The organism is Pseudonocardia ammonioxydans, from assembly GCF_900115005.1.
Taxonomy (GTDB): domain Bacteria; phylum Actinomycetota; class Actinomycetes; order Mycobacteriales; family Pseudonocardiaceae; genus Pseudonocardia; species Pseudonocardia ammonioxydans.
The window spans coordinates 16,549-41,641 of record NZ_FOUY01000003.1 but is presented as its reverse complement, the minus strand read 5'-3'; the positions used below and the strand labels follow the sequence as shown (position 1 = coordinate 41,641).

Genomic DNA, 25,093 nt, shown 5'->3' with positions numbered 1-25,093 from the left:
CGATCGTCCGCGGCCGGCACCGCCCGCACCGCGATAGTGTTCGCCGACGAGCCGATACGCAGGCACCGCACCGCACCGCACTGCCCCGCACCGGGCGGGAGCCGTGGGGCCGCACACCACCCGTCCGGAGCAGACCGCGTGACCCTGGAGCTGATCCCCCGCGAGCGCCGCGAGCTCGCACCCGGCGCCGTCCACCTGCCCGGCCTGCTCGACCGGCCCCGGCAGCGTTTCCTGGTCGAACAGTGCCGGCGCTGGGCGGTCGAGGGCCCCGGCATCCGTGCTGCAGCGCTGCCGGGTGGCGCCCGGATGAGCGTGCGGACCGTCTGCCTGGGATGGCACTGGATCCCCTACCGCTACTCGCGTACCCGCGACGACCAGGACGGCTCCCCGGTCACGGAGTTCCCGGCCTGGCTGGGCGACCTGGGCCGCGAGGCCGTCGCGGACGCCTACGCCGACCCCGCCCGCGGCCTCCGCTACAGGCCCGACATCGCAGTGATCAACCACTACGGCGACGGTGCCCGGATGGGCATGCACCGCGACGGCGACGAGCTCGCCGCCGACCCGGTCGTGTCGATCTCCCTCGGTGCGCCCTGCCTGTTCCGGCTCGGCAACCCGCAGACGCGGGGACGCCCGTGGACCGACGTCGAACTGCGCTCGGGCGACGTGATCGTCTTCGGCGACCGGAGCAGGCTCGCCTACCACGGCGTACCGAAGCTGCTCCCCGACACCGATCACGACGGGCCCGGGATCGGCCTGGCCGGCGGCCGCCTGAACATCACCCTGCGGGTCTCGGGGTTCCCGGACGACCACGGCTGAACCCGCACCGCTGCAACCGGCTCCGCCCGGACGGTGTTCGGCCAGGTGACCGTCCCGCTCGCGAGAGGAACGCAGCCGATGACCACGACCGCAGGCATCCGTCCCACCCTCGTCCACGACACGACCCTGGGACCGGTGACGCTGTCGGCGTCACCACAGGGCCTCACCCGGCTCCGGTTCGGACACCCGTCCGACCCGGCCCGTACGTCCGCCCCGGTCGCCGGGTCACCCGAGCAGCGGCTGCTCGACCGGGCCGTCGAGGAGCTCGACGAGTACCTGCTCGGCCTGCGCACGGACCTCGAGGTCCCGGTCGACCTGTCCGGTGTCGGGCCACCGCACCGCGCCGTGCTCGACGCACTCCGCCAGGTCGGCTACGGCCGGACCGCCGCGTACGCCGAGCTCGCCCGCACCGCCGGGCTCGTCACCGACGGGCCCCGCCGAGCCGGTGCGGCCTGTGCGCGCAACCCGGTGCTCGTGGTCATCCCGTGCCACCGCATCGTCGCCTCCGACGGCGCACTCACCGGCTACGCCGGCGGGTTACCGATCAAGAGGGCGCTCCTCGCGCTCGAACGCGGGCAGTTCAGCCTCGACACCGCTGTCCCGGCCGGCTGACCGACCTGGCCGACGACCGGACAGTTCCGGGCGCCGCGACCTGCCCTCGGCGGAGCACGGACGAGCGCGGTCAGACCGACGTAGGCGTGCCCGGCCCGGGACCTCCGAACCCGGCTCGGTAGCGGGACGGGACGGCGGTGGGGATCGCGGGACTCGGACCACCCTCGGAGCGCTGCGCCGGCGCCGCTCCGATGTGGCGGGCGGCCCGTCGGCGCGAGCGTGGCGGGGCGCCGACCGCTGCCCGGGCGCTGCTACGCCACCGGCCCGGTGGCTGCGCCGGCGGGCGCGAGGTCTGCCTGCGAGTAGCTGCGGCCGCGCACGATCACGTGGCTCGGGCGGTGCAGGACATCGAGGTCGTCGAGAGGGTTGCCGTCGACGACGAGCAGGTCGGCATCCAGATCCTCGCGAACCGCGCCGGTGCTCGCGCCGAGCCCCAGCCGGCGTGCGGCTCCGGTCGTCGCAGTCTCGATGATCCGGGCGCGGTCGAAGCCCAGGTCCTCGTAGAGCTCCAGGCTCGTGCGGAACTCGTCGAACACGGCGTTGGGCATTCCGGAGTCGGTCCCGATGACATGAGCGACTCCGCGGTCGGCCATCCAGCTGATCTGGTCGCCGAATCGGGACCCGTCGGGGAAGGTGATCCGCTCGACCATGCGGCGCCACTGCGGGGGCGTGGTGGCCGGCGATCGTGCCCTGGGCGGCCATGCGGCGGACGGCGTCGTCGGGCCGGTCGCGTTGCTGCGGCCCGGAACGCCAGCCGCAGTGCTCGATCGTCGCGACGCCCGCCTCGATGCAGTCGAGGATCGGCGCGGTGCCGTGGGCGTGGGCGGCGACCGTGAGCCCGTGCGTGGCGGCGTGCTCGACGACGAGCCGGAGCTGCGCGACGGTGTACTGCGACTGGAACTCGCTCGGCCCGCCTGGTGTCATCTGGCCGCCGCCGGCCATCACCTTGATCAGGTCGGAGGACACGGCACATGAGTCGATGGCTGCGCGGATCTCGGCGTCGGTATCGGCGATGCCGCCCAGGAACCAGCAGTGCCCGCCGGAGACGGTGAGCGGGGTACCGGCCGCAAGGATGCGGGGAGTCGGGGCCGAGGAAACGGCCCGGTCGTGGTCGCGGACCTCTGCGACCACGCCGTGGGCGTCGCCCAGGTCCCGCACCGTGGTGCAGCCCGAACGCAGACACGCCTGCGCGTTCGCTCGCACCAGGGCGAGGACCTCGTCGCGGGACCCTCGTCGGACCGTGCCGAACGGTTCAGGGCTGAGGTCGGCTGCCAGATGCACGTGGCTGTTGACCAGGCCGGGCATGATGCTCGCCCCGGGGAAGCTCAGTCGCTCGGCGCCCGGGCAGCGCGCCGCCAGCTCGTCCGCGGGGCCGACCCCGGCGATCCGGTCGCCGCGCACGAGTACGGCGGCGCGGTCGCGGACCTCACCCACGGGACCGACGAGGACCCGGTCGGCTTCGACGATGCGGTCCATGGACAGTGCGCCTCTCCCCGTACTGAGCTACACGACTGTGGGCGGCGGCCGCGCGGTACTGCGCGAGCAGCTCGTCGTCCTGGTACTACGCGGATCACGCTACGTTCAGAACTCGCTTCATGATCGCTGGGGCCTGCACGATCCCGGTCAGCCGCCGGAACCGTCGCGGGAGCGTTGCAGCCGCGACCGACACTCTGCCTCGACCCGCATTCGCCGGATTCTCCGCGCCTCCCGGTCGTGAGCACGATCTCCCGCCGACACCGCACGGTCCGCGACCCGTCCCGCCGCCTGCGACCTGCTCAGGGTTGCGGCCGAACGGGTGATTTCACGCTCGCCGGGCGCACTGAGGTGTCTCTCGGTCGCTCCTGGCCGGTCGAGGCGCCGAAACTGTCAGGGGTCGAGCGTATGTTCGAACCATGGAGTTGGGGCAGGCGATCCCGGAGGGGCTGGCGGCGATGCCGCCGGGCCCCGGCCTGGGCGCTGTCCTGGCCGGGATCGACCTGACCCAGGTGTGCAACGACGACATCGACGAGGTCATGCTCGCCCACTCCCGGCAGCTGTCCCACCACCAGGCCCACATGTTCGCCGCCATCTCCGAGGTCGTGCACCGCCGCCCGTTCGCCGGGAAGATGGAGATCCGCCGCGGTGCCCTGCCCGATCAGTACGGCTCGGACGAGATCCGCTTCGCGCTGGCCTGGAACCGCCGCGCCGCCGAGTACGAGATGAGCCTCGCCGTCACCCTGGTGTCCGACCTTCCGCAGGTGCAGGCCGCCCTGTGTCAGGGCCGGATCGACCGCACCAAGGCCCGGGTGTTCGCCCAGCACCTCGCCGACCTGCCCGCAGCCCAGCGCGCCGCGATCTGCGAGGCGGTCCTGCCGCACGCACCGAAGCTCACCACCGGGCAGATCGGGGAACGGATCAAGCGACTGATCCTGGAACTCGATCCGGCCTACTACGAGCGGCGCTATCGCAAGGCGATCCGGGACCGGCTGGTCGTGGCGTATCTGACCGAGACCGGCACCGCCGTCATCTCCGCCGAAGGACTGCCCGCCGACGAGGCCGCCGCCGCGTGGGAACGCCTCGACGCCCTGGCCAAGGCCGCCCGGCGGGACGGGCACCCGGGAACCATCGACCAGATCCGCGCCGACCTCGTCCTCGGCCTGCTCGACGGGACACTGCACGGGCTCGACCGCGCCGGGATCCTGCGCGCGCTGATGGCCCGTTTCGCCGGGCACGCCGACGGGCCCACTGCCGGGAATGACATCGACAAGCCCGCCGCCGGTAGCCCGGCCGCGGGCCGCGCCGCCGCCGACAGCGCCACCCCCGGCAGCCCCGCCCCCGGCGGCACCGGCTCCGACAGCGCCACCCCCGGCGGCTCCACAACCGACACTCCGGCGCCCGACGCTCCCGAACCCGATGCACCAGCCCCGGCTACACCCACGCCGGACGGACCCGCGCCCGACGGACCCGCGCCCGACGGTCCTACGCCCGACGGACCCGACACCGGTGGGCCCACACCGAACGGCTCGGAGTGCGACAGCACCGCTACCGGGGCACCCGCAACCCGCGACTCGGACGCCCCCGCCCCGAACAACTCCGGCACACACAGCCCCGTTGCCGACGATGTCGAACCCTCCACGCCGAACGCGGGCTCGAGCGGCGCTGGCTCCGAGTCTGACTCGGACTCGGACTCGGACTCGGACTCGGACTCGGACGATCCTGACACCGACGACCAGGGGCCGAGCGGCCCCGGGCACGGCCCAGGCCCTGGCCCCACAGATCCCGGGCCCGGCGACCCGAACGGCGGCGCAGCCGCCACCCCTGAGCCCGACCCCTCAACACCGACTGCCGCTGCCCCACCACCGAGCGCGAGCGGCAACCACACCAGGGCCCGGAACACCGCCGGCATCGGGACCGAGGTCCGCGTCCCCTTGAGCACCCTGCTCGGCCTCGACCAGCGCGCCGGCGAACTCCCCGGCTGGGGACCCATCCCCGCCAGCGCCGCGCGACGCCTCGTCGCCCGCCAGCACCGCGCCCAATGGCGCTGGGTCGTCGTCGACGACCACGGTCACCTGCTCGCCGAAGGCATCACCCGACACCGCCCCGTGCCGCGCAACCGCAACGGGCCACCCGGCGGGATCGTCGAACTCCACATCCCGGAAGATCAACTCGCTGCCCTGGCTGCCGAGGCCGCCGAGCACGGCGGGTGGGCGAAAGTGATCACCGACATCGCCGAGCAGTACCGGCACCACACCGCACAGGACGACCCCGGCGCCGCCCTCGACAACCGCCCCGACGCCCGGTTCCCGCACGCCGCGCTACGCCGCCATACCGAGGTGCGTGATCGCACCTGTGTCGGGCCCGGCTGCCGGACCTCGTCGCGGCGCTGCGACCAGGACCACACGATCGACCACCACCACGGCGGCCCGACCGTGCGGGCCGGGTTGGGGCCGCTGTGCCGCCACGATCATCTGTTGAAGACCGAGGGCCACTGGCGCCTCGAACAACCGGAGCCGGGGCGGTTCGTCTGGACCAGCCCGTTGAAACGCCGGTACCGGGTCGAACCGGAACCGATCCTGCCCCCACCGATCACACAGGCGCCGCGCGCGGACGACCCCCGCTTCGACGAGCCCGCACCCGGCCCGGTCTACGCCGAGGACGAACAGCCCAACCTACGCCGCCCGGATCGCGGCCCGCCCGAACGCGACGATGCACTGCCCTCCGAAGGCACACGCCGCAACGGTGTGCCGAAGAAGAACGGTGTGCCGAACACGGACACCGGGACCGGCAACGGCCTGGATGAGGACCCGCCCCCGTTCTGACCCTCGACACCGCCTGCCGGCACCGGTGGTGTTCCGGGCCCCGTGTCGTCACCGCGTCACGGCGGCGGTCGACGAGGCTTCTCCCCCGGTGCCGGAGTGACATCTGGCCTCGGCGTGCGGACGGTGGCCGAAACCGGGGAGCACGGCCGGTTCTTCTGCGCCCGGCTACCGGACCCGGACGATCCGGCCGGCAGGCGGTTCCGGGACCGCGTCCGGATGCAGCGCCGACGCGATCGCCTCGACCCCGTCCACCAGCCGCGGCCCGGCGCGCACGACGAACGACGCCGAGTCGACGGCGTGCACCGGCACCCCGGACGGCAGCCGGTCCAGTACCGCGCGGGCCTGGGCCACCGCGTCGTCCAGACCGAACCCGCACGGCGCGACCAGCACCGCGTCACAGTCGCCGAGGTCCGCCCAGTCCGCGGCGACGCTCCGGCCGCCCGGATCGGCGGCGACCGGCGTCGCCCCGGCCGCGGTGACCAGGTCGGGCACCCAGTGCCCCGGCAGGAACGGCGGGTCGGTCCACTCCAGGACCAGCACCCGCGGCGCCGGCCGTCCCCGGACCGCCGCGGCGACGGCGTCCAACCGGCCGGACAGGTCCTCGACCAGCGTCGCAGCCACCTGCGGCACACCGGCCGCGGCGCCGACGTCGGTGATCATCTGCAGCACGTCCGGGAGCCGCTGCGGGTTGAGCGAGAGCACTTCGGCCCGGGTGCCGATCGTCTCCTGCGCCTGGGCGACCGTCGCCCCAGGCAGGGCGCAGACCGCGCACAGGTCCTGGGTGAGGATGAGGTCGGGGTCGCCGGCGGCGAGGGTCGCCCGGTCGAGCTCGTACATCGGGAGCCCGTCGGCGGCCCGCCGGCGCACGATCGCGTCGATCTCGGCGGGCGTCGCGCCGGACGGCAGGGCGGTGTCGACGACCACCGGCACCCGGTCCCGGACCCCGGCCGGGTCGTCACACTCGAACGTCACCCCGACCAGCCGGTCGGCCAGCCCCAGCCTGCCGGCGATCTCGGTTCCCGCGGGCAGCAACGACGCGATGCGCACGGAGCCGAGCGTAGGCGGTACCCCCGGACCCGGGACGCTCACGCGAGCAGGGCGCGGCGAGGCAGGCCTCGCCAGCAGGTCGTGGCTGCGGCCGCACCCGCGGTGCGGCAGGGTGTGTGCAGGATCCGATCCACCACGGAAGGAACGCTGCATGTCCGTGCACGAGCGCGCCGGCACCCCGGCCCGCCCCGAGGACCTCGTCGACGTGGCCGCGCTGCTCGCGGCGTACCGGGACACCCGTCCCGATCCTTCGGTCGACGTCCAACGGGTCGCGTTCGGCACGTCCGGCCACCGCGGCTCGGCACTGACGGCCACGTTCAACGACGACCACATCGCCGCGACCAGCCAGGCCATCGTCGAGTACCGGGCCGCGCAGGGCACCGACGGGCCGCTGTTCCTGGGCCGCGACTCGCACGCGCTCTCCGAGCCGGCCTGGCGCACCGCCGCCGAGGTGTTCGCCGCCAACGACGTCGACGTCGTGATCGACTCCCGGGACGGGCTCACCCCCACCCCCGCGATCTCGCACGCCATCCTCGTCGCCAACGCGACCGGCCCGGCCCACCCGGCCGACGGCGTCGTCGTCACCCCCTCGCACAACCCGCCGGCCGACGGCGGCTTCAAGTACAACCCGCCGGACGGCGGCCCGGCCGGGACCGAGGCCACCTCCTGGATCGCGAACCGCGCGAACGAGCTGCTGGAGGCCGGGCTGCAGGGGGTGCGGCGCCGCGGGTTCGACGCCGCGGCCGCGCACCGCTACGACTACCTCGGCGAGTACGTCGCCCAGTTCGACCAGGTCCTCGACATGGCCGCCATCCGGGACGCCGGCGTCACCATCGGCGCGGACCCGCTCGGCGGCGCGTCGGTCGACTACTGGGGCGCGATCGCAGAGCGCTACGGCCTGGACCTGACCGTCGTGAACCCCGACGTCGACCCGGCCTTCGGCTTCATGCCACTGGACTGGGACGGCAAGATCCGGATGGACTGCTCATCGCCGCACGCTATGGCCCTGCTGCGCGAACGGATGAGCACCGTGCCGGCCCCCTTCCGCATCGCCACCGGCAACGACGCCGACGCGGACCGGCACGGCATCGTCACCGCCGACGGCGGGCTGATGAACCCGAACCACTACCTGGCCGTCGCGATCGGCTACCTCTACGCACACCGCCCCGGCTGGCCGGCCACCGCCGGCATCGGCAAGACCGCCGTCAGCTCGTCGATGATCGACCGGGTGGCCGCCGACCTCGGGCGGACGCTGGTCGAGGTGCCGGTCGGCTTCAAGTGGTTCGTGCCAGGCCTGCGCTCCGGTGAGATCGGGTTCGGCGGGGAGGAGAGCGCGGGCGCGTCGTTCCTGCGCCGTGACGGCTCGCCCTGGAGCACCGACAAGGACGGGCTGCTCCTGGCGCTGCTCGCCTCGGAGATCACCGCCGTGACCGGCCGGACACCGTCGGAGCACTACCGGGATCTGACCGGTCGTTTCGGCGAGCCCGCCTACGCCCGTACCGACGTCGCCTGCTCCCGCGAGGACAAGGCGGCCCTGTCGAAGCTGGACGCGTCCGCGGTCACCGCGACCGAGCTGGCCGGCGACCCGATCACCGCGAAGCTGACCCGGGCACCCGGCAACGACGCGCCCATCGGCGGGCTCAAGGTCGTCACCGAGGCGGGCTGGTTCGCGGCGCGCCCGTCCGGCACCGAGGACGTCTACAAGGTCTACGCCGAGAGCTTCCGCGGCGCCGACCACCTCACGCTGATCCAGTCGCAGGCGCGCGACGTGGTCGCCGCCGCACTCGGTTCCTGACAGGATCGGCGCCGTGAGCAGGAAACACGCACTCGGTTTCGGCATCGACATCGGCGGGTCGGGGATCAAGGGAGCCCCCGTCGACCTGGCCCGGGGGAAGCTGGCCGAGGACCGGGTGCGGATCCCGACCCCGCAGCCGTCGACCCCGGAGGCGGTCGCGGACACCGTCGCGCAGATCCTCGATCAGTTCGGCTGGAAGGGGTCGTTCGGCTGCACGTTCCCGGCCGTCGTCCAGCACGGGGTGACCCGCACCGCAGCGAACGTGGACCCCTCCTGGGTCGACTGCGACGCCGCCGCCGTGCTGCGCAAGATCACCGGCCGGGACGGTCTGGTGGTCAACGACGCCGACGCCGCCGGGGTCGCCGAGGCCGAGTTCGGTGCCGCAGGGGCCCGCGCCGGGGTGGTGCTGCTCGCGACCCTCGGCACCGGTATCGGGACCGCGCTGATCGTCGACGGGCACCTGGTGCCCAACACCGAGTTCGGGCACCTCGAGCTCGACGGCCACGACGCCGAGACCCGCGCCGCGGACTCCGCCCGCGACCGCGAGGACCTCGACTGGGCACAGTGGGGCGAGCGACTGACCCGCTACTTCACCCACGTCGAGAACCTGCTGTGGCCGGACCTGATCATCGTCGGCGGCGGGGTCAGCAAGAAGTTCGACAAGTGGTCCCCGCACGTGCACACCCGGACCCCGATGGTCCCGGCGAAACTGCTCAACGAGGCGGGGATCATCGGCGCCGCGCTGCTCGCGCACGGCTGACCGCGTGCGATGACCCTCGAGGCGACCGGCATCCGGCTGCTGCCGCTGTGGATGCTGGTCGCCTACCTGGTCACCTTCGTCGCGACCCGGCTGGTCACCCGCGCGATCCGGCTCGGGCGCGGGCCGTTCCGCGACACCAGTGTCGGCGGGGTGCACGTCCACCACCAAGTGTACGGGATCTTCCTGCTGCTGGTGGCCGGCGCGGCCGAGTTCACCTGGCGGCCGGGACCACCCGCCGACGTCGTGCTCGCCGTCCTGTTCGGCATCGGCGCGGCACTGACCCTCGACGAGTTCGCGCTGTGGCTGCGGCTCGACGACGTCTACTGGAGCCCGGAGGGCCGCCGGTCGGTCGACGCCGTCCTGGTCGCCGGGGTGCTCGGCACGGCGCTGGTGCTCGGGGCCGACCCGATCGGGGACGCCCCGGGCTCACCGTCGTGGACGGTGGCGATCACGGTGACCGCCGGGCTGGTCGTCGCCGTGCTGGCGATCCTCAAGGGACGGATCGTGCTGGGTCTGATCGGGGTGCTGGTGCCGGTGGTCGCGCTCGTCGGCGCGGTGCGCCTCGCGCGTCCGGGCTCGTACTGGGCGCGCCGGTTCTACCGGCCCGGGTCGCGGCGGTCCCGCCGGGCGCTGCGCCGCTTCCCGCCCGGGCACCGCACCCGGTGGGACCGGCTGGTGGACCTGTTCGCGGTGGTCCCGGCGCGGCCCGCACCGGATGAGCGGACCGGCACGGATCCCGGACAGCACGGGTAGGGCGTCTCACGCGGTCGACGCCGGCACCGGGGCCCGGGCACCGGCCCGCTCGGGCGGCACCCCCAGCAGGAAGCTGCGGTGCGCGACCGGGCTGTCCAGGCGCAGCCGCTGTGACACCGGGTCGAACCCGGGCGCGGAGACCAGCACGGTGACCCACTCGCCGTCCCGCCCGCGGACCGCGAACCGGCCGTCCTCGGACCCGGCGGCGACGTCGACCTGCGCACCGGCGCCGTCCACCACGGTGACCCGGGCCCGCGGGACCGGGCAGCCGCGGGCGTCGGTGATGCGCCCGATCAGCGTCGGCACCGGGTGGGCCAGCAGCCGGGCGTCGGCGAGGGAGTCCGGGTGCGCGCCGCCGACCGCGGCCTCGTCGGCGACGGCCTCGGCGATCCGGCGTTCCAGCTCCTGCTCCGACTCCTGCCCGGAGTCCTCGGCCGGGGCGGTGTCGGCGGCACGCCGCTCCCGGCGGGCACCGAGCGCGACCAGCACCGCGCCGAACGCCCACCAGGCGAGCAGACCCAGGATCGGGCCGGTGACCGCGGTGCCCTCGAAGTACAGGATCCCGCGGGCCGCGTCGACCGCCTGGCCGAGCGGCATGACGTGGTGCAGCGCCTGGAAGAACCCGGGCACCATCTCCTTCGGGATCGCGCCGCCCGACGACGGGATCGACAGCAGCACGAACATCCCCATCGCCACACCGGGCAGCGCGCGCCGCACGAACGGCGCCATCCCGTACGTCGTCCACGCCACGGCCTGCGAGAGCAGGAAGCCGACGAGCAGCACCGCGGGGTGGAACGGGATGGCCGAGATCGACGTCCCGATCACCCAGCAGACGACGGCGGCACCGGCGCCGAAGCCGGCCAGCGCCAGCAGCTTGGTGCGCCGGGACAGCGTCACCGCCTGCATCATCATCATGACCGCGATGTAGCCGGAGATGTTCCAGGCCATCGCGATGTAGAACAGCGACGTGCCGAACCCGTCCCCGGGCGCGGTCGGCGCGAGGTCGACGACCTGCAGCGGTGCGCCGCCCGCCGTCGAGAGCGGCGCGAAGATCCCCTGCAGGATCTGCACCAGCTGCATCCCGTCGGCCTTGGCCACGAAGAGGGTGTGCGTCCCGGGGTCGTAGCCGGCGACCACGTCCCGCTCGAACACCGCCTGCCGGATGTCGTCGGCCGCGGCGATCGAGGTGACGTCGAACCCGCCCGGCACCGCCGTGGCGAGCTCGTCGCCGACGGCCACCGCGGCCTGCTCCCCGACCACGGCGACCGGGATGTCGTGTGGCGCGGGGGCGTGGAAGGGCAGCAGGTAGAAGAGCATGAACCCGAGGACGAAGAACGCCGGGAACCACAACGCCAGCGCCAGGTCCTTCGCCGTCCGGCCTCGGCCCGGCCGCTCGTCGACGTCTGCCACGCGTCCTCCTGCACACACCTCGGACGACGCACCGCAGAGGTTACGCCGCGCAATAGTTTGCTGTGCTCACGACCTTACGCACATACTGCAGGGACTGCACATCTGCACTCCCCGCACGAAGGAGAGGTGGCTCACCATGATCGCCACCGACGTCACGGTCGCCGCCGACGACGCCGGGCAGGACCGGGAGTGCCCGGGCCGGCGGGAACGCAAGAAGCTGCGCACCCGCCGGGCGCTGCGCTCCGCGGCCCTCGAACGGGCCCGGGTCCAGGGGCCGGCCGCGTTCACCGTGGAGGAGATCTGCGCCGACGTCGACATCGCCCCGCGGACGTTCTTCAACCACTTCCCGTCCAAGGACGCCGTGCTGTTCGACTGGGACGGCGCCGCGCTGGCGGAGCTGACCGGCGAGGTACGCGACCGGGCGGGCGGATCGCCGCTCGCCGCGGCGACGGCCGTGGTCGGCGAGCTCGCCGCGGCGCTCACGACCAGCCCGATCTGGCACCGGCAGCTGGAGCTGCTGCGGGCACACCCGGAGCTGCACGGGCGGATCGCCCACGTCGGTCGTGCCGTCGAGGACGCGCTGGCACTCGGCCTCGCCGCCCGGGAAGGCGCCACCGTCCCCGCGCTGGACCACCGGGTCGCGGCCGCGGCCGCGATGGCCGTCCTGCAGGTGGCGATCTCGGCGTGGCTGGCCGACCCGGCCGGTCCGGATCCGCGCGCCGTCCACGACGACGTGCTCGTGCGGGCTCGGGACGCCTTCGCCTCGCTACCGCCGCCCGGTCAGGGCGCCGGCGGCCCGTAGGTGGTCCGCACGACGCCGTTCTCGTAGGCCTCGGACTCCAGCAGCCGCAGCCCGACCCGCTGCCCCCCGTCGAACAGCCGCAGTCCCGTCCCCCGCGTCACCGGGTAGACGAACAGGTTGAGCGTGTCGACCAGGCCGTCGGCCAGCAGGGCACGCACCAGCGTGACGCTGCCGCTGACGTAGATCCCGCCGTCGACGGAGTCCTTGAGCTGCTGGATCCGCGCCGGGTCGTAGGGCCCGAGCACGGTCGCGTTCTCCCACTCCAGCGGGTCGGCCAGGGTCGAGGTGACGACGTGCTTGGGTGCGCCGTTGAAGAACGCGCCGCCGGACTCGACGTCGTGCCCGCGCGCCGACCACGCCGGGTAGAACCCGTCGTAGGTGGTCCGGCCCAGCAGGATCGCCTGGTCGCACAGCTTCCCGATGGCCGCGCCCATCGCGTCGGTGAAGCCGTACTCGGCGGTCCACGACGGGTCCTCGACGACGCCGTCGAGACTCATGAACTCGTGCACGTCGATGGTGCCCATGATGTTCCTCCTCGCTCCGGGGTGGACTCCTGCAGCTCCGACCGGCCGGGGCCGCACAATTCATCGCACGCCCGCTCCCCGATCGAGAAGGAAGAGTGCCGATGCGCGTCCACCACCTCAACTGCGGCACCATGCGCCCGTTCGGCGGCCGGCTGGTCGACGCCTCCCCCGGCCTGCTGCGCCGGGCCGAGATGGTCTGTCACTGCCTGCTCGTCGAGACCCCGCAGGGCCTCGTGCTGGTCGACACCGGACTCGGCACGTCCGATGTCGACGATCCCCGCTCGTCCCTGCCGCGACCGTTCCGGATGATCACCGCTCCGGTCCTCGACCGGGCGGAGACGGCCGTGGCGCAGGTGTCGCGGCTCGGGTTCGACCCCGCCGACGTGCGTCACGTCGTGCTGACCCACCTCGACCTCGACCACGCCGGTGGCCTGCGCGACTTCCCGCGGGCACGGGTACACGTCCACGGCCCCGAGCTGCGGGCGGCCACCGGGCGCCGGGCGCCCGTGCGCTACCGCCCGGTGCACTGGGCGCACAGACCGGACTGGGTCGGCTACGACCAGCCCGCCGGGGAGCGCTGGTTCGGTTTCGACGCCGTCCGGAGCCTGCAGGGGCTCCCCGAGGAGATCCTGCTGCTGCCCCTGCCCGGGCACACCGTGGGCCACGCCGGCGTCGCCGTGGACACCGGCGACCGCTGGCTGCTCCACGCCGGTGACGCGTACTTCTCCCACCGGCAGCTGGCCCCGGCCCCGAGTGCCCCACCCGGGTTGCGCGCCTTCCAGGCGAGTGTGGACACCGACCGGGCCACCCGGGTGCGCAACCAGCAGCGCCTGCAGCAGCTCGCCGTCGAGCACAGCGGCGAGATCGACATCATCTGCGCGCACGACCCCGTGGAGCTGCACCGCCACCGGCCCGGCGCCGCGCACCGGGACGGGTGAGACGACGGCCGGCGACGACAGTCAGTCAGGCGAGGTCGGCGACGGTCGGGGCGGCGCCCCGCGTGTAGAGCGACTCCAGTGCGCGCCGGAACGCCCCGGCGAAGCGCTCGTCGTCGGCCAGGTCGCCGAAGACCGGCCGGTGGCGCAGGAACGCCAGCGGCTCCTCGCGCTCCCGGCGCGCCAGCGCGGTCAGCTCGTCGGCCAGCCGGTCCTGCTGCGCGACCGGCTGCCCCTGCTCGTCGGTGCCCTCGGCGTAGCGGCACCACCCGGCGACGACGGCGGCGGCGCGGTCGACCGGCCCGCCGGCGGCCAGCTGCTCCCGCACGACCGGCAGCAGGAAGATCGAGATCCGGTCGGAGCTGCCGAAGTTGATCCGCATCAGGGTGTCGGCCACGCCCGGGTTGGCGAAGCGCTCGATCAGCGTGTCCTTGTAGGCGTCGAGGTCGATGCCGGGCACCGGACGCAGGGTGGGCGTGGCCTCGTCGTTCATGTAGCCGCGCAGGAACGACGCGAACGTCGGGTCCTGGGCGACCTCGTGCACGTACCGGTGCCCGGCCAGGTACCCCAGGTAGCCCAGCGCCTGGTGGGTGGCGTTGAGCAGGCGCAGCTTCATGAACTCGTAGGGCACCACGTCGTCGACGACCTGCACGCCCACCCGTTCGAACTCCGGGCGTCCGGCGGCGAAGTCGTCCTCGAGCACCCACTGGGTGAACGGCTCGCAGACCACCGGCCAGCCGTCGTGCAGGCCGAACCGCTCGGCGAGGGCCTCGCGGTCGGAGTCGGCGGTGGCCGGGGTGATCCGGTCCACCATGGAGTTCGGGAAGGTGACGTTCTGCGCGACCCAGACGCCGAGGTCGGCGTCGCGCAGCTGGGCGTAGCCGGTGAACACCCGGCGGGCCACGTCGCCGTTGCCCTGCATGTTGTCGCAGCTCATGATCGTCAGCGGGCCGGTGCCGCGCTCGCGGCGCAGCGCCAGCCCGGCGACCACCAGGCCGAACGCGCCGGTCGGGACGTCGGCGGCCAGGTCGTCGGCGATGCCGGCGAACTCCGCGTCGAACTCGCCGGTCTTCTGGTCGATCGCGTAGCCGCCCTCGGTGATCGTGAGCGAGACGATCCGGGTGGCCGGGTCGGCGATCCGCTCGATCACCGCCTGCGGGTCGTCCGGGGCGTAGAGGTAGTCCACGAGGGACCCGACGACGCGCGGCGAGAGCGACCCGTCGGCCTCCTTGCGGACCAGTGTGTACAGACCGTCCTGCGCGCGCAGCACGTCGCGCATCCGGTCGTCGGCCGGCAGGACGCCGACCCCACAGATCCCCCAGTCACGCGCCTCCCCCGCGGTGAGCAACGCGTCGACGTACATCGCCAGGTGCGCGCGATGGAACCCGCCCACACCGATGTGGACGATGCCGGGACGCACGCCGGCCCGGTCGTACCCGGGGACGTCCACCCCCTCGACGCCCTCGCTCCAGATCGCGGTCTCCTCCAGCGAGCGCATGGGCTCTCCCATCCCCGGGGTCGGCTTCGTCGGCCGACCCTACCGCCCGCGACCGGCGGCGTCGGGCCCTGCGGCGCAATCTGAACGGCGCCCCGACCAGCGATCGCAAACACTCTGTTTCCAGCAGCTCCGGTGACCACTGCTTGCGACTATCGCAAACCACCCACTACGGTCCTCGCCATGTCCGCACCCCGTCCCGCCGCCCGGGGGGACGACGCCGTCGCCTCCCGGGTGCGCGAGCTGCTCGAGCGGGACGGGTGGACCCAGCGCCGGTTCGCGGCGGCCATCGGGCTCGACGAGACCAAGCTGTCGAAGTCGCTCGCCGGGCGCCGCCGGTTCGCCGCCGGCGAGCTGGTCGCGATCGCCGACGTCACCGGCGAGACGGTGAACCGGCTGCTGCACGGCCGCGACGACGCGCGCACGCACACCGCCGTGCCCGGCGGCACGGCCGTGCACCGGGACGCGCCCGCCGGGACGCGCGGCGCGCTGCAGACCCGTCGCCGCATCCTGGACGCGGCCTGGCGGCTGATCGCCGACCACGGCTACCACCGGGTCCGGACCGCCGACGTCGCCCAGGCCTGCGGCACCAGCCCGGCCGCGATCCACTACCACTTCCCCACCCGCTCCGAGCTGCTCGACGAGGCCCTGCGGCACAACGTCAAGCTCGCGTTCGACCGGCAGGTCGCCGAGCTCGGGGAGGTCGCCGACCCCTACGGCCGGCTGCTCGCGCTGATCGACCTGCAGCTGCCGGCGGGCGAGCTGCTGCGCCGGGAGTGGTCGATCTGGATCCAGGTCTGGGCCGAGTCGGCGATCGACCCGGCACGGCGCGAGCTGTACTGGGACTCCTACGACCGCTGGTACCGCAGCGTGGCGATGACCCTCGCCGACGGCGCGCGGGCCGGGACGTTCGTGCCGTCCGCCGAGGGCCTCGCCCGCCAGCTGACCGCGCTGGTCGACGGCCTGGGGATCCAGGTCATGGCCGGCACCCCGGGCACCGGGCCGGACGAGATGCGCGCGGTCCTGCACGACTTCATCGACCGGGCCGTGCTCGCGGTACCGGGAACCATCACCGACCGGACGGAGACCGGATGAACCGTGACGTCATCATCACCTGCGCGGTGACCGGGGCCGGGGACACCGTGGGCCGTAGCCCGCACGTGCCCGTGACCCCGGCCGCGATCGCCGCCGACGCGATCGCGGCCGCCCGCGCGGGCGCCGCCGTCGTGCACATCCACGTGCGCGACCCCGAGACCGGCGACCCCTCGCGGGCCGTCGAGCTGTACCGCGAGACCGTCACCCGGATCCGCGACTCCGGTGTCGACGTCGTGCTGAACCTGACCGCAGGCATGGGCGGCGACCTGGTGATCGACGCCGACGACCCGCTCAAGCCGGTCGACGGCACCGACCTGGTCAACGCCCTGGAGCGGCTCCCGCACGTGGAGGAGCTGCTGCCCGACATCTGCACCCTCGACTGCGGCTCGCTGAACTTCGGCGAGGGCAACCAGCTCTACATCTCCACCCCGGACATGCTGCGCACCGGGGCGAAGCGGGTCCAGGAGCTGGGCGTGAAACCGGAGCTGGAGATCTTCGACACCGGGCAGCTGTGGTTCGCCACCACCCTGGTCGAGGAGGGGCTGATCGACGCACCGCCGCTGTTCCAGCTGTGCATGGGCATCCCCTACGGTGCCCCCGCCGACCCCGGCGTGCTGGCCGCGGAGGTGAACCTGCTCCCCGAGGGTGCCAACTTCGCCTCGTTCGCCATCGGGCGCAACCAGCTGCCGTGGGTGGCCCAGTCCATCCTGGCCGGTGGGCACGCCCGGGTCGGGCTGGAGGACAACCTCTACCTCTCCCGCGGGGTCAAGGCGACCAACGAGCAGCTCACCGAGCGCGCGGTGCAGATCGTGCAGGACCTGGGCGCCACCGTGGCGACCCCGGACCGGGCCCGCGAGATCCTCGGCCTGACGGAGCGTTCCGGTGCCTGAGCCGCAGCAGGCCGGGCCGGTGTCCGGGATCCGCACCGTCGCCGCCGTCGGCACCGGGGTGATCGGGGCCGGGTGGGTCGCGTACTTCCTGTCCCGCGGGCTGCGGGTGCGCGCCTGGGACCCGGCACCGGACGCCGCGGACACGCTGCGCCGGATCGTCGACGCGGCCTGGCCCGCGCTCACCGAGCTCGGCCTCGCCGAGGGCGCCGACCCGCACGCGGTCGAGCTGTTCCCGACCGTGGCCGAGGCCGTCGCCGGTGCCGGGTTCGTGCAGGAGAGCGCGCCGGAGGACCTCGCACTCAAGCGGTCGCTGCTGGCCGAGCTGGCCGCCGCGACCGGGCCGGACGTGGTCGTCGCGTCCTCGACGTCGGGGTTCCCGATGACCGACATGGCCCAGGAGATCGACGACGCGGCCGGCGCCGCGCGCCTGGTGGTCGGTCACCCGTTCAACCCGCCGTACCTGATCCCGCTGGTCGAGGTCGTCGGCGGCGAGCGGACCGCGGCGTGGGTGGTCTCGCGGGCGGCGGAGTTCTACCGCCACATCGGCAAGTCGGTGATCGAGATGGACCGGGAGCTGCCCGGCTTCATCGCCAACCGGCTCCAGGAGGCGATCTGGCGCGAGGCGCTGCACATGGTCGCCGAGGGCGAGGCCACCCCGGAGGAGATCGACCGTTCGATCACCGACGGGCCCGGCCTGCGCTGGCCGGTGCACGGGCCGTGCCTGACGTTCCACCTGGCCGGCGGCGAGGGCGGGATGGCGCACATGCTCGACCACTTCGGACCGTCGTTGAAGGCGCCGTGGACCCGGCTCGACGCGCCCGAGCTGACCACCGCGCTGCGCGACGACATGGTCGCCGGTGCCGAGGTCAGTGCCGGCGGGCGGCCGATGGCCGAGCTGGTGGCCGAGCGGGACCGGGCCGTGATCGCGGTCCGGCGGGCGGTCGAGGCGGCCCGCGCGGCCGGTCGATCGTGACCACATCGGTGCACACGGACCGTGTGCGTCCGGAGTGGATCGACTACAACGGACATCTCTCCGAGCCGTACTACGTGCTCGTGTTCGGGGACGCGACGACGGCGCTGATGGACCGCGCCGGGCTGGACGAGCACTACCGGTCGACGACCGGCTGCTCGCTGTACACGGTGGAGGCACACGTGCGCTACCTGCGCGAGGTCGGCCCGGACGCCGGCCTCGAGGTGCGGACCCGCGTGCTCGGCCGCGACGCCAAGCGGCTGCGGCTCTGGCACGAGCTCCGGGTCACCACCGGCAGCAGTGACACCGGCAGCAGTGATACCGACGGCGGTGATACCGGAGGCCGGCTCGTCGCCACCGAGGAACTGATGTGCCTGCACGTCGGCCCCGAGGGCGCCCGGCCGTTCCCGGACGCGGTCGCCGCCGCGCTGGACCGGTTCGCCGACCCGGCGGCGCCGGAGCCCGAGCAGGCCGGCCGGTCGATCGCACCGGTGGGTGACGGGGTGGTGCGTCGGCCCCCGAACTGAGCCCCGACCGCGGCCCGGAGCCTCCGGGCCCTTCCCGAGGAGACAGTTACATGATCAGCCCGACAGCGGCGCCGTTCACCCGGCGCCGCCTGCTCGGCGGAGCGGCCGGTCTGGCCGCGGCGGCGTTCCTGGCCGGCTGCGGCGGACCCGCCGCGGCCCGGGACGCCGGCCCGCCGCGACGCGGCGGTGTGCTCCGCGTCGGGGTGACCGGGGGCGGCGCCTCCGACACCCTGGACCCGCACAGCCCGGCCACCAACCCGGACATCGCGCGCACGCTGAGCCTCTACGAGCCGCTGTTGCACTGGGACGACGCCTACACCCTGCAGCCGGCCGTCGCCGAGGCCGTCCGTCCCGAGCCCGGCGCCCGCGCCTGGACCGCGACCATCCGCGAGGGGATCGTCTTCCACGACGGCCGCCCGGTCACCCCGGACGACGTCGTCGCCACCTTCGCCCGGATCACCGACCCGGACGACCCGAAGTCCGGCGCGTCCCAGCTGGGCGTGCTCGACCGGGTCGTCGTCGCCGGTGACCGGCAGGTGCGCTTCGAGCTGAGCGAGCCCTCGCCGGTGTTCGACCAGTACCTGGCCGAGTACTCGTGCGGGATCGTGCCCGCCGACTTCGACGTGTCCCGCCCGGTCGGTACCGGGGCGTTCCGGTTCGAGGCGTTCTCGCCGGGCCAGCAGAGCGCCTTCGTCCGGCACGACGGGTACTGGCGTCCCGACGAGCCGCACCTCGACCGGCTCGAGCTGATCAACTTCGCCGAGGACGACGCCCGGATCAACGCACTGCTGTCGGGCCAGGTCGACGCGATCGACCAGGTCCCGCTGTCGCTGACCGAGGTCGTCGGCTCCTACGAGTCGGTCCGGCTGCTCACCTCGGAGACCGGGGCGTGGCTGCCGTTCACCATGCGGGTCGACGTGGCGCCGTTCGACGACGTCCGGGTCCGGCAGGCGCTGCGGCTGATCGCCGGGCGCGACGAGATGGTGAACCAGGTGCTGTCCGGGCTGGGGGCGCCCGCGGCCGACCTCTACGGCCGCTTCGACCCGCAGTACCTCGACCCGCGCCGCGAGCAGGACATCGAACGGGCCCGCGACCTGCTGTCCGCGGCCGGGAAGCCGAACCTGTCGGTGGAGCTGGTGACCTCCCCGATCCAGGCCGGCACCGTCGAGGCCGCGCAGGTGCTCGCCACCCAGGCCCGGGCCGCGGGTGTCGAGATCGGACTGCGCCGGGTGGACACCTCGACGTTCTTCTCCGACCAGTACCTGCAGTGGGAGTTCGCGCAGAGCTTCTGGAACACCCGCAACTACATCCCGCAGGCATCGCAGTCGTCGATGCCGGACGCACCGTTCAACGAGACGCACTGGGACGACGCCGAGTACCAGGCCGTCATCCGCCGCGCCCGGTCCGAACTGGACCCGGCCGTGCGCGCACAGCTGGTGCGCCAGGCGCAGCGGATCGAGTTCGACCGCGGCGGCTACCTGATCTGGGGCTGGCCGGACCGGGTCGACGCCCACCAGGCCTACGTCGGCGGGCTCGTCCCGAACCGCACCGGGCTGTCGCTGTCCGGCTACGAGTTCCGGAAGGCATGGGTTGCCGTATGACCAGCACGAGTCCACTCACCCGCCTGATCCTCAAGCGCCTGCTGGTGTCGGTGCTGGTCCTGCTCGTCGTCTCGCTGCTGATCTTCGGGGCGACGCTGCTGCTGCCGGGCGACCCGGCCCGGGCGATCCTCGGCCAGCAGGCCACCCCGGAGCGCGTCGCCGCGCTGACCGAACAGCTCGGCCTGGACCGGCCGGCGTGGGAGCGCTACCTGTCGTGGCTCGGCGGGGTGCTGACCGGGGACCTCGGGTTCTCCGCCGCCACCCAGGGACCGGTCACCGAGCTGCTCGGCGGGCGGATCGCCGCGTCGGCACTGCTGCTCGTGCTGACCGCGGTCATCTCCACCCCGGTCGCGCTGGCGCTGGGCGCCTGGGCCGCGGTGCGCCGCGGCACCCGCACCGACTCCGCGCTGTCCGGGATCAGCCTGGTCCTGGCCGCGCTGCCCGAGTTCGTCATCGGTGTGCTGCTGGTGGTGCTGTTCGCGACCTCGGTGTTCCAGATCCTGCCCTCGGTGACGATCGCGCGGCCGGGCGAACCCGTGTGGGCCCGGCCCGACCAGCTGGTGCTGCCGGTGATCACCCTCGCCCTGGTCGTCATCCCGTACGTGATCCGGATGACCCGGGCGACGCTGTCCGAGGCGCTCGACGCCGGCTTCGTCGAGATGGCCCGGCTCAAGGGCATGCCCGAGCGCACCGTCCTGCTCCGGCACGCCGTGCCGCACACGATCGGGCCGGTCGCACAGGTGATCGCGATGCAGCTGGCCTGGCTGGCCGGTGGCGTCGTCGTCGTGGAGTTCCTGTTCCGCTACCCCGGGATCGGGCAGGCGCTGATCGACGCCGTCGCCAACCGGGACGTCCAGGTCGTGCAGGCCATCACACTGATCATCGCGGCGTTCTACGTGCTGGTGAACCTGGCCGCGGACGTGGCCGGGATCCTGGCCGACCCGCGGATCCGTACCTCCGGGGGTGTTGCGCAGTGAGCGCGTCCACCGAGAACACTGAGAACACCGAGCACACAGGAAACACCGAGAATGTCACCGAGAACACCGCCTACGCCGCTCCGGCCGGCCTGATCCGGCGCACGTTCCGGCGCCGCCAGGCCCGGATCGGCGCCGTGCTGACGCTGGTCGTGGTCGCCGTCGCGCTGCTCGGGCCGCTGCTCGGGCCGGTGCTCACCGGCTACGCCGTCGACGACTTCGCCGGTCGCCCGTTCCGGCCCGACGGCCTGGCCGGCACCGACGACCTGGGCCGCGACGTGCTCACCCGGTTCCTCGCCGGCGGCGGGCCGGTGCTGCTCTACGCACTGGCCGCGACGGCGATCGGCATCATCGGCGGCGCGGTCGCCGGGATGCTCGCCGGCTACTCGCACTCCGACGGCAGCCGGCTGGACACGCTGATCATGCGCGGCGGCGACGTGCTGCTGTCGTTCCCGCAGCTCGTGCTCGCCCTGCTCGCGGTCGCCGTCCTCGGCTCGTCCGGGCTGCTGCTGGTGCTGGTCATCGGCATCACCCACATCCCGCGGGTGGCCCGCGTCGCCCGCCAGGCGACGCTGTCGGTGGTCGGCCAGGACTACGTGCTGGCCGCGCGGATGTACGGCGTGCCGCGGCGGCGGATCCTCGCCACCGAGGTGCTGCCGAACATCACCGGCCCGCTGATGGTCGAGCTCGGGCTGCGGCTGACCTACTCGATCGGCTACGTGGCGTCGCTGTCGTTCCTCGGCCTCGGCGTGCAGCCGCCGGCCGCGGACTGGGGCCTCCAGATCAACGAGAACCGGATCGCACTGATCATCGCGCCGTGGGGCGTGCTGCTGCCGGTGCTGGCGATCGCGGTGCTGACCATCGGCACGAACATGATCACCGACGCGCTGGCCAAGGAGTCCGCGGACACCACCGGGGAGGCGGCATGACCGGCACGAGCCACACCATCGACTGCACCGGGCTGCGGGTGGCCACCATCGGCGGCCGGGAGGTGCTGCACGGCGTGGACTACGCCGTCGAGCCCGGCGAGATCCTCGCGCTGGTCGGCGAGTCCGGCTCCGGGAAGACGACGGCCGCGCTGGCCGCGCTCGGCCACTTCCGCACCGGGCTGACCCACACCGGCGGGACGATCGCCTTCCACGGGCACACCGAGTCCCACGAGGACCTGCTGACCCTGCCCGCGGCAACGATCCGCGGGGTGCGGGGCCGGCTGGTGTCCTACGTGCCGCAGGACCCGGCGCTGTCGCTGAACCCGTTGCTACGCATCGGGACGCAGGTGTGCGAGGTGCTCGAGGCGCACGCGTTCGACGGCGACGCGACCGCCCGGGCGCGGGAGGTACTGGCCGACGTCGGGCTGCCCACCGACGACGCGTTCCTGCGCCGCTACCCGCACCAGCTCTCCGGCGGGCAGCAGCAGCGCGTCGGGATCGCGGCCGCGTTCGCGAACCGGCCCGACGTCGTCGTCCTCGACGAGCCGACCACCGGGCTCGACGTCACCACCCAGGACCTGGTGCTCGACACCGTCAGGGAGCTGGTGACCCGCTCGCGGACGGCGGCGCTCTACATCACCCACGACCTCGCCGTGGTCGCCGGGCTCGCCGACCGGGTCGCGGTGATGCAGGCCGGTGAAGTGGTGGAGACCGGCCCGGTCGGACAGGTGCTGACCGAGCCGACGCACCCCTATACCCGCAGCCTGATCGCCGCGGTGCCCGACCTGGACCGGGCGGTGCAGCGGGACCCGTCGCCGACCGGCGACGGCGCCCCGCTGCTGCGGGTGACCGGGGCCGGGAAGCGCTACGGGCCGAAGACCGTGCTCGACGGCGTCGACCTGGAGCTGTGGCCGGGCGAGTGCCTGATGCTGCTCGGCGAGTCCGGCTCCGGCAAGACGACGCTGGCCCGCGGGCTGTCCGGGCTGCTCCCGCTGGACTCGGGCACGCTCCGGCTCAAGGACGAGGACCTCACCACGCCCCGCAGCTACGCGCAGCTGCGCAGCGTGCAGTACGTCTTCCAGAGCCCGTTCGCCTCGCTCAACCCGCGGCGCACGATCGCGAGCTCGCTGGAGGTGCCGCTGCGCCACCTCACCGACCTCGACGTCGACGCCCGCCGCGCGCGGGTGCTCGACATGCTCTCCCAGGTGCGCCTCGACGGGTCGTTCGCCGGGCGCTACCCGGGCGGGCTCTCCGGTGGTGAGCGCCAGCGCGCGGCGATCGCGCGGGCCCTGGTGACCGCGCCGGACGTGCTGGTCTGCGACGAGGTGACCTCGGCGCTGGACGTGTCGGTGCAGGCCTCGATCCTGGAGCTGCTCGCCGTGGTCCGCCGGGAGCTGGGCACGGCGATGCTGTTCGTGACCCACAACATCGCGCTGGCCCGCGAGGTCGCGGACCGGATCGCGGTGCTGCAGGGCGGGCAGATCGTCGAGCAGGGCACCGTCGAGGAGGTGCTGGCGAACCCGCAGCACGCCTACACCCGCGAGCTGCTCGAGCACACGCCCTCGATGGCGGCGGTGCGGTGACCGCCGCGGGCCGGCCGGGCCCGTCCGTGCCCGGACCATCCGCACCGAGATGCGGCTCAGCGCGATATGTCGATCTCCACCGAACCGTGGGCTGCATCTCGGCGGGTGGGCACGGCGGCGCGGTGACCGCCCCGGGTGGTGCGTACCGGTGAGCAGAGCAGGGCCGGTGCGCGGCACGGTCGCGCGCGGGTTCGAGGCGGTCGCCGACGTGTTCGCCGGCCTGCTCGCCGACGCGCGCGGCGGCATGGCGTTCTCGGTGGTGCGCGGCGGTGAGCCGCTGGTGGAGCTGCACGGCGGGCTCGCCGACCCGAGTACCGGGCGCCCGTGGGACGGCGGCACGGTCGCCGTGCTGTTCTCCGGCACCAAGGGGCTCACCGCGGCGGCCGCCGCGGACGTCCTCGACCCGGAGGCGCCGGTGGCGGCCTACTGGCCGGAGTTCGCGGCGGCCGGCAAGGGCGGGATCACCGTCGCCCAGGTGCTCGCGCACACCGCAGGCCTGCCCTACGTGGACCCGGAGCCGGACGCGGGGGCAGTGCTGGACGACCGGGCCGGGGCCGCGGCGCTGGCCCGGCAGCGACCGCTGTGGGAACCCGGCAGCCGGGTCGCCTACCACGCTCTGACCTGGGGACACCTGGTGGCGGAGCTGCTGCGGCGGGCCACCGGGCGGGACCCGCGCTCGGTCGTCGAGGACGTCGTCGCGCGGGTGCCGGGAGCCCGGGTCCACCTCGCGACCCCGCCGCCGCAGCCGGCCCGGATCGTGCAGGCGCCCGGCTACCGGATCTCCACGTTCCTGCACGACGAGGCGCGACGCCGCGTCGTCGAGCGGATGTACCGCGGCCTGCTCGACGACACCGACACGGTCAACTCCCCGGCCTGGTACCGCTCCGGGGCGCTCGCCGCAGCCGGTGTCGCCGGGGCTCCCGCGGTGGCGCGCTGCTACGCGGCGCTGGCCGACCCCGGCCGCTCCCCCGTCGCCGCGTCCGCCCTCGAGCGGGCCACCCGGACCCACGCCGCGGGAACCGACGCGATCAACGACCGGCCGCTGCGGTTCGGGCTGGGGTTCGAGCTGGCCGACCCACTCGGCACCTACGGGCCGGAGCCGGTCGCGTTCGGGCACAGCGGCGCAGGCGGTGGGCGGCACGGCGCGTGGCCGGAACGCGGGATCGGCTTCTCGTTCCTCACCAACGAGATGCGCGCCGAGGACGTCGACGACCGCGCGGCGGCGCTCCTCGGCGTGCTGCATGGCTTGTGAGTGGTTTTCGCGGCTCTGACCGCGA

General features: G+C 73.8%; 22 protein-coding genes and 1 pseudogene. 17 read left to right on the top strand and 6 right to left on the bottom strand.

Features of this window, described 5'->3' with window-relative positions:
• Positions 1-144 precede the first annotated feature (144 nt).
• Both BM093_RS04535 and BM093_RS04530 read left to right on the top strand, forming a co-directional pair.
• Positions 145-816, top strand: coding sequence for an alpha-ketoglutarate-dependent dioxygenase AlkB family protein (locus tag BM093_RS04535; RefSeq protein WP_093338075.1), 672 nt, complete (start codon positions 145-147; stop codon positions 814-816).
• A gap of 78 nt (positions 817-894) precedes the next feature.
• The gene (locus tag BM093_RS04530) at positions 895-1,428 is read left to right on the top strand and encodes a methylated-DNA--[protein]-cysteine S-methyltransferase (RefSeq protein ID WP_093337648.1); all 534 of its coding nucleotides are present in this window, start codon (positions 895-897) and stop codon (positions 1,426-1,428) included.
• A 251-nt stretch (positions 1,429-1,679) separates the two neighbouring features.
• Here the strand turns inward: BM093_RS04530 and BM093_RS37830 are convergent, their stop codons facing one another.
• Positions 1,680-2,078, bottom strand: coding sequence for an amidohydrolase family protein (locus tag BM093_RS37830; RefSeq protein WP_093337646.1), 399 nt, complete (start codon positions 2,076-2,078; stop codon positions 1,680-1,682).
• 124 nt (positions 2,079-2,202) lie between these two features.
• Positions 2,203-2,904: pseudogene (locus BM093_RS38305) on the bottom strand (amidohydrolase family protein); the annotation flags it as partial.
• A gap of 416 nt (positions 2,905-3,320) precedes the next feature.
• On the opposite strand from BM093_RS38305, the gene BM093_RS37820 reads away from it, so the two are divergent.
• A complete protein-coding gene (locus tag BM093_RS37820) occupies positions 3,321-5,726 on the top strand; it encodes an HNH endonuclease signature motif containing protein (protein ID WP_093337643.1) in 2,406 nt (801 codons plus the stop codon).
• 165 nt (positions 5,727-5,891) lie between these two features.
• Here BM093_RS37820 and BM093_RS04510 read toward each other — a convergent pair whose 3' ends face one another.
• The gene (locus tag BM093_RS04510; RefSeq protein ID WP_093337641.1) at positions 5,892-6,773 is read right to left on the bottom strand and encodes an ABC transporter substrate-binding protein; all 882 of its coding nucleotides are present in this window, start codon (positions 6,771-6,773) and stop codon (positions 5,892-5,894) included.
• Positions 6,774-6,924: 151 nt separating this feature from the next.
• On the opposite strand from BM093_RS04510, the gene pgm reads away from it, so the two are divergent.
• From pgm to BM093_RS04495, 3 genes are read left to right on the top strand one after another with little or no spacing between them, the layout of a single operon-like run.
• A complete protein-coding gene (gene pgm, locus BM093_RS04505; protein ID WP_093337638.1) occupies positions 6,925-8,568 on the top strand; it encodes a phosphoglucomutase (alpha-D-glucose-1,6-bisphosphate-dependent) in 1,644 nt (547 codons plus the stop codon).
• 13 nt (positions 8,569-8,581) lie between these two features.
• Positions 8,582-9,328, top strand: coding sequence for a polyphosphate--glucose phosphotransferase (ppgK, locus tag BM093_RS04500; protein ID WP_093337636.1), 747 nt, complete (start codon positions 8,582-8,584; stop codon positions 9,326-9,328).
• Between the two features lie 9 nt (positions 9,329-9,337).
• On the top strand, positions 9,338-10,081 hold the full coding sequence (locus BM093_RS04495) for a hypothetical protein (RefSeq protein ID WP_093337633.1): 744 nt from the start codon (positions 9,338-9,340) through the stop codon (positions 10,079-10,081).
• A gap of 6 nt (positions 10,082-10,087) precedes the next feature.
• On the opposite strand, the gene BM093_RS04490 is transcribed toward BM093_RS04495, so the two are convergent.
• Positions 10,088-11,491: a carboxypeptidase regulatory-like domain-containing protein gene (locus BM093_RS04490; RefSeq protein WP_143105256.1), complete on the bottom strand. Its 1,404-nt coding sequence runs from the start codon at positions 11,489-11,491 to the stop codon at positions 10,088-10,090.
• Between the two features lie 136 nt (positions 11,492-11,627).
• Here BM093_RS04490 and BM093_RS04485 point away from each other — a divergent pair, with 136 nt between their 5' ends.
• On the top strand, positions 11,628-12,293 hold the full coding sequence (locus tag BM093_RS04485; RefSeq protein ID WP_177238260.1) for a TetR/AcrR family transcriptional regulator: 666 nt from the start codon (positions 11,628-11,630) through the stop codon (positions 12,291-12,293).
• On the opposite strand, the gene BM093_RS04480 is transcribed toward BM093_RS04485, so the two are convergent.
• Positions 12,272-12,817: a dihydrofolate reductase family protein gene (locus tag BM093_RS04480; protein ID WP_093337626.1), complete on the bottom strand. Its 546-nt coding sequence runs from the start codon at positions 12,815-12,817 to the stop codon at positions 12,272-12,274. The two genes, BM093_RS04485 and BM093_RS04480, sit on opposite strands and share 22 nt — an antisense overlap.
• Before the next feature lie 101 nt (positions 12,818-12,918).
• Here BM093_RS04480 and BM093_RS04475 point away from each other — a divergent pair, with 101 nt between their 5' ends.
• On the top strand, positions 12,919-13,755 hold the full coding sequence (locus BM093_RS04475) for an MBL fold metallo-hydrolase (protein ID WP_093338071.1): 837 nt from the start codon (positions 12,919-12,921) through the stop codon (positions 13,753-13,755).
• Positions 13,756-13,780: 25 nt separating this feature from the next.
• On the opposite strand, the gene BM093_RS04470 is transcribed toward BM093_RS04475, so the two are convergent.
• Positions 13,781-15,250 carry a mannitol dehydrogenase family protein gene (locus BM093_RS04470; protein ID WP_093337623.1) on the bottom strand — a complete coding sequence of 490 codons (1,470 nt, stop codon included), beginning with the start codon at positions 15,248-15,250 and terminating at the stop codon, positions 13,781-13,783.
• 180 nt (positions 15,251-15,430) lie between these two features.
• Between BM093_RS04470 and BM093_RS04465 the strand changes: the two genes are divergently transcribed.
• From BM093_RS04465 to BM093_RS04425, 9 genes are all read left to right on the top strand, one after another.
• The gene (locus tag BM093_RS04465; protein WP_093337619.1) at positions 15,431-16,342 is read left to right on the top strand and encodes a TetR/AcrR family transcriptional regulator; all 912 of its coding nucleotides are present in this window, start codon (positions 15,431-15,433) and stop codon (positions 16,340-16,342) included.
• A complete protein-coding gene (locus BM093_RS04460; protein WP_093337616.1) occupies positions 16,339-17,232 on the top strand; it encodes a beta-keto acid cleavage family enzyme in 894 nt (297 codons plus the stop codon). Before BM093_RS04465 ends, BM093_RS04460 begins: the two co-directional genes overlap by 4 nt.
• A complete protein-coding gene (locus BM093_RS04455; RefSeq protein ID WP_177238259.1) occupies positions 17,225-18,205 on the top strand; it encodes a 3-hydroxyacyl-CoA dehydrogenase NAD-binding domain-containing protein in 981 nt (326 codons plus the stop codon). The genes BM093_RS04460 and BM093_RS04455 overlap by 8 nt, the downstream gene beginning before the upstream one ends.
• An 8-nt stretch (positions 18,206-18,213) precedes the next feature.
• Entirely contained in the window at positions 18,214-18,729 is a 516-nt protein-coding gene (locus BM093_RS04450; RefSeq protein WP_245773300.1) for a thioesterase family protein, read from the top strand.
• Positions 18,730-18,779: 50 nt separating this feature from the next.
• The gene (locus BM093_RS04445) at positions 18,780-20,330 is read left to right on the top strand and encodes an ABC transporter substrate-binding protein (RefSeq protein ID WP_093337612.1); all 1,551 of its coding nucleotides are present in this window, start codon (positions 18,780-18,782) and stop codon (positions 20,328-20,330) included.
• Positions 20,327-21,307, top strand: a complete 981-nt coding sequence (locus BM093_RS04440; RefSeq protein WP_093337609.1) for an ABC transporter permease — start codon at positions 20,327-20,329, stop codon at positions 21,305-21,307. Before BM093_RS04445 ends, BM093_RS04440 begins: the two co-directional genes overlap by 4 nt.
• Positions 21,308-21,396: 89 nt before the next feature.
• Entirely contained in the window at positions 21,397-22,233 is an 837-nt protein-coding gene (locus BM093_RS04435) for an ABC transporter permease (RefSeq protein WP_093338065.1), read from the top strand.
• Complete coding sequence (locus BM093_RS04430) at positions 22,230-23,816, top strand: ATP-binding cassette domain-containing protein (RefSeq protein WP_093337607.1); 1,587 nt, start codon at positions 22,230-22,232, stop codon at positions 23,814-23,816. The genes BM093_RS04435 and BM093_RS04430 overlap by 4 nt, the downstream gene beginning before the upstream one ends.
• 148 nt (positions 23,817-23,964) lie before the next feature.
• Positions 23,965-25,068, top strand: a complete 1,104-nt coding sequence (locus BM093_RS04425) for a serine hydrolase domain-containing protein (RefSeq protein ID WP_245773299.1) — start codon at positions 23,965-23,967, stop codon at positions 25,066-25,068.
• Positions 25,069-25,093: the final 25 nt, after the last annotated feature.

Bases quoted from the DNA above. Each gene is read 5' to 3' on its own strand.
- pgm (WP_093337638.1), top strand. From the start codon at position 6,925: ATGTCCGTGCACGAGCGCGCCGGCACCCCGGCCCGCCCCGAGGACCTC.
- BM093_RS04460 (WP_093337616.1), top strand. From the start codon at position 16,339: ATGAACCGTGACGTCATCATCACCTGCGCGGTGACCGGGGCCGGGGAC.
- BM093_RS37820 (WP_093337643.1), top strand. From the start codon at position 3,321: ATGGAGTTGGGGCAGGCGATCCCGGAGGGGCTGGCGGCGATGCCGCCG.
- BM093_RS04485 (WP_177238260.1), top strand. From the start codon at position 11,628: ATGATCGCCACCGACGTCACGGTCGCCGCCGACGACGCCGGGCAGGAC.
- BM093_RS04430 (WP_093337607.1), top strand. From the start codon at position 22,230: ATGACCGGCACGAGCCACACCATCGACTGCACCGGGCTGCGGGTGGCC.
- BM093_RS37830 (WP_093337646.1), bottom strand. From the start codon at position 2,078: ATGGTCGAGCGGATCACCTTCCCCGACGGGTCCCGATTCGGCGACCAG.
- BM093_RS04440 (WP_093337609.1), top strand. From the start codon at position 20,327: ATGACCAGCACGAGTCCACTCACCCGCCTGATCCTCAAGCGCCTGCTG.
- BM093_RS04475 (WP_093338071.1), top strand. From the start codon at position 12,919: ATGCGCGTCCACCACCTCAACTGCGGCACCATGCGCCCGTTCGGCGGC.
- BM093_RS04495 (WP_093337633.1), top strand. From the start codon at position 9,338: ATGACCCTCGAGGCGACCGGCATCCGGCTGCTGCCGCTGTGGATGCTG.
- BM093_RS04465 (WP_093337619.1), top strand. From the start codon at position 15,431: ATGTCCGCACCCCGTCCCGCCGCCCGGGGGGACGACGCCGTCGCCTCC.
- BM093_RS04470 (WP_093337623.1), bottom strand. From the start codon at position 15,250: ATGCGCTCGCTGGAGGAGACCGCGATCTGGAGCGAGGGCGTCGAGGGG.
- BM093_RS04480 (WP_093337626.1), bottom strand. From the start codon at position 12,817: ATGGGCACCATCGACGTGCACGAGTTCATGAGTCTCGACGGCGTCGTC.
- BM093_RS04530 (WP_093337648.1), top strand. From the start codon at position 895: ATGACCACGACCGCAGGCATCCGTCCCACCCTCGTCCACGACACGACC.
- BM093_RS04445 (WP_093337612.1), top strand. From the start codon at position 18,780: ATGATCAGCCCGACAGCGGCGCCGTTCACCCGGCGCCGCCTGCTCGGC.